Source organism: Ancylothrix sp. D3o, from assembly GCF_025370775.1.
Taxonomy (GTDB): Bacteria; Cyanobacteriota; Cyanobacteriia; order Cyanobacteriales; family Oscillatoriaceae; genus Ancylothrix.
Genome location: NZ_JAMXEX010000094.1, coordinates 1 through 2813, shown reverse-complemented (window position 1 = coordinate 2813; position 2813 = coordinate 1). Strand labels below are relative to the sequence as shown.

General features: G+C 42.5%; 4 protein-coding genes. 1 reads left to right on the top strand and 3 read right to left on the bottom strand.

Features of this window, described 5'->3' with window-relative positions:
* Window positions 1–307 precede the first annotated feature (307 nt).
* Window positions 308–499: a hypothetical protein gene (locus tag NG798_RS27260; protein WP_261226859.1), complete on the top strand. Its 192-nt coding sequence runs from the start codon at window positions 308–310 to the stop codon at window positions 497–499.
* A gap of 414 nt (window positions 500–913) precedes the next feature.
* On the opposite strand, the gene NG798_RS27255 is transcribed toward NG798_RS27260, so the two are convergent.
* The 3 genes from NG798_RS27255 to NG798_RS27245 all read right to left on the bottom strand — a co-directional run.
* The gene (locus tag NG798_RS27255; RefSeq protein WP_261226858.1) at window positions 914–2161 is read right to left on the bottom strand and encodes a DNA cytosine methyltransferase; all 1248 of its coding nucleotides are present in this window, start codon (window positions 2159–2161) and stop codon (window positions 914–916) included.
* Window positions 2158–2550, bottom strand: coding sequence for a hypothetical protein (locus NG798_RS27250; RefSeq protein WP_261226857.1), 393 nt, complete (start codon window positions 2548–2550; stop codon window positions 2158–2160). Before NG798_RS27250 ends, NG798_RS27255 begins: the two co-directional genes overlap by 4 nt.
* Window positions 2547–2813, bottom strand: a 267-nt coding sequence (locus NG798_RS27245) for a phage Gp37/Gp68 family protein (RefSeq protein ID WP_261226856.1), incomplete at its 5' end; no start/stop codon positions are given. The genes NG798_RS27250 and NG798_RS27245, both read right to left, overlap by 4 nt.

Sequence of the window (2813 nt, the reverse complement as noted above, 5' to 3'; positions counted from 1 at the left end):
TAGCTTCGTTGATTATCGCAAGTTGTTCACTCCGCGTGGAGTAAAAAACTTTTTTTGGAACAGTTTTCAGTATTTTTTTTGAAGTCTTTGATATTCTTGGATTCTTTGGAAAGCTTGATTACTTTGATATTCTTGGATTCTTTGATTTCCGTAAGTACCGAATTGTAGCGTGAGCTCCGGAGTGGCATCTTTAACCATGCTTGTGTTCAATGGTTCGTTAAGGAGGCCGGTTATCTAATTAACTTCCGCTGTGACTGTGGTTGCCACAAAGCCAACCACCACGCTCAACTCGGTACTAAAAAAGCGCTTGGATTCTTTGATTACTTTGGTTACGCTGGATTCTTTGATTACCTTGATTACCTTAATTACGCTGGATTCTTTGATTACTTTGATTACGCTGAATTCTTTGATTGCTTTGATTACGCTGGATTCTTTGATTACGCTGGATTCTTTGATTACCTTGATTAAGTTTGGTTCGTCGGTATTTACCTTGAATTAAACTGTAGTTTGCTGGAGGCGATATCGGTCATTTATTTAGAGTGGGTGCCGGTCGGCAAAACTCTAAAGAGAAATGTTGGATTTAGAATGACTGCCAGCCGGCAGAACTCTAAAAGAAATTCACATTTCCTTCCAATACGATACCACAGGAATGTACCTTTTTGGCCAGTTAATAATTTATTAAACTAGCCTAACGTAAAGAAAAGATACAATTTTGAACCGGCATACCCAAACGACTAAATCAGGATTGGGTGCCCCTCGGCAAACACAGCGGATGAATTCATTTTTGGTTGACCATAATTCTTTTTCTGTATTTGCCGGTCTATGGCATATCCAGCGACTTTTCAAAGGTAAGGTAGGTGAGAGAGAATAATGGGGGCAATCTGTTTAGATATAGGGGTTCTTTTGCCAACGGCTATAGAACTTGGAAAATTTGTTTGGCAATCCATTCCATGACTGGCGGAGTTACGGCGTTGCCAAGTTGTTTAATTTGTTCTCGTTTAGTGCCGGTGAGCGTGTAATTATGGGGGAATCCCATAGTTGATTGAATTTCCTTTACATCCAGCATCCGAAATCCACAGTTTGAAACGACGGATTCTAGGTTTGTTTCCGTAGTAGCTGGAGGGCATATTAGAGCATGGCGTTCATGGGTGGTAATGGTAGGTATAGGATGGGATAGTGGTGAAATGCAGTCCGAGGCACTGTAATAGCTTGCAATAAAGGGGGGAATTGTTAATGCTAATGTTTGTCTTGTGGTTTGGGTGGGGAGGGGTTGATTAAGGCTCCACACTTTATCAGTGAGGTTGTGGGTACGGTCTGTGGCTAAAACAAATGGCTGTGGGGATGCGAGTTTGATTAGCCCCTTCTTAATTCGGTTGATTGTGGTTTGTTTTAGTGGTCGGCTGCGTCCCCCAATGGTTGTGATGGGAATTGACCAATTGATTGCTGTATAGGCCGGTGTAGTTTTTGGTTCAACCGGCTGGTAACAAAGCGGACAACGGTAATAATATTGTTGTTTATATTTACCGTAGTGCTTGTGTGGATTTTTCCAAGTTTGGATAGCTTGGATTTCGCCACATTTAGAGCAGATTGACGGTGGACGAAAGTCTAAAATTGGTTTGGTAATGCCTTTTTTCCAGAACACCACAAAAATTCTGTCTCTCGACTGGGGGGTCGGTGGGAAAAAGCGAGAATTCAAAGAGAGAATTTGCCAGTTATAATCTAGGTTTTGCATGGCAAGAAACCAGGCATCAATGTAAGCCCATTCCATTGCCTCTACCACATTTTCAACAATGACGATTAGCGGTGATTGAATTTCGCACCACCGGGGGACTTCCCACATTGTGGCCCGGCTGCGGTCTGCACTTTCATTGATGGGTGGGTCTTCAAACAAGGAAAGTTGCCCCGTTTCTCGCTTTTTACCTTTACCAATTGAGTGATGGGTGCATTCTGGGGAGGCCATCAATACTTCGGTGCGGGGATATTTTCGGGGATTGCAATTGCTGATATCAACACATTCATTGATACAGAGAGAGAAATTATGGCTATGCGTTTCTACTGCTCTCTGCCAGTGATCCAGGGAGAGTTTTACGGTTCCACCGGCCATTGTAAAGCCGATGGAACTACCACCGCACCCTGCAAACAGATCGGTTGCTGTGATCATAAAGTTCTGATGATGTTAACTACTTTAAACCGACATACCCAAACCACTAAATCAGGATTGGGTTTCCCTTTACAAACACAGCGGATGAATTCATCTTTGGTTCCCCATAACCCCCCTTCTGCTAATAGATCATTTTCTGGCATATCACCTAACTTTTCTTGGTACGGTTGATGAGTGAGGATGATTGTGGCGATTTGTTTTGAACCAAGAACGTAGGGGGCATTGTCCCAAGCATAAACAACCTCTTGGTTTTTGAAAATCCGTTGATATTTCTCAGCAGTGCTCTGTTTCCACAATCTGCGGGTAACAGTTTTGGTGCCGGTGAGTAGCGGATCATCCACCCCCTTTTCTTTAGCAAGTTTGGATGTGATTGAAAAGGAGATAATCATAAAATTGATGGGAACTCTTGAAACTGAAGGGACTGTGGCCATAATTGAGGATTATCACCTTTGCCTTTAACTTCTAGGTTGGAGTTAGAACCTAGTTGTTTGACAAAGATTGGGGTGCCAGTTTGCTCACATTGATTAACAATTGATTGAATCCATTTCACCTGACAAACACGAGCATTAGGCCCGCTTTCTCCACCAACAATTACCCAATCTAGTTTTTCATTGTCTCTGTAAGATTCCTGGTAATCTTCATAGAGATAATG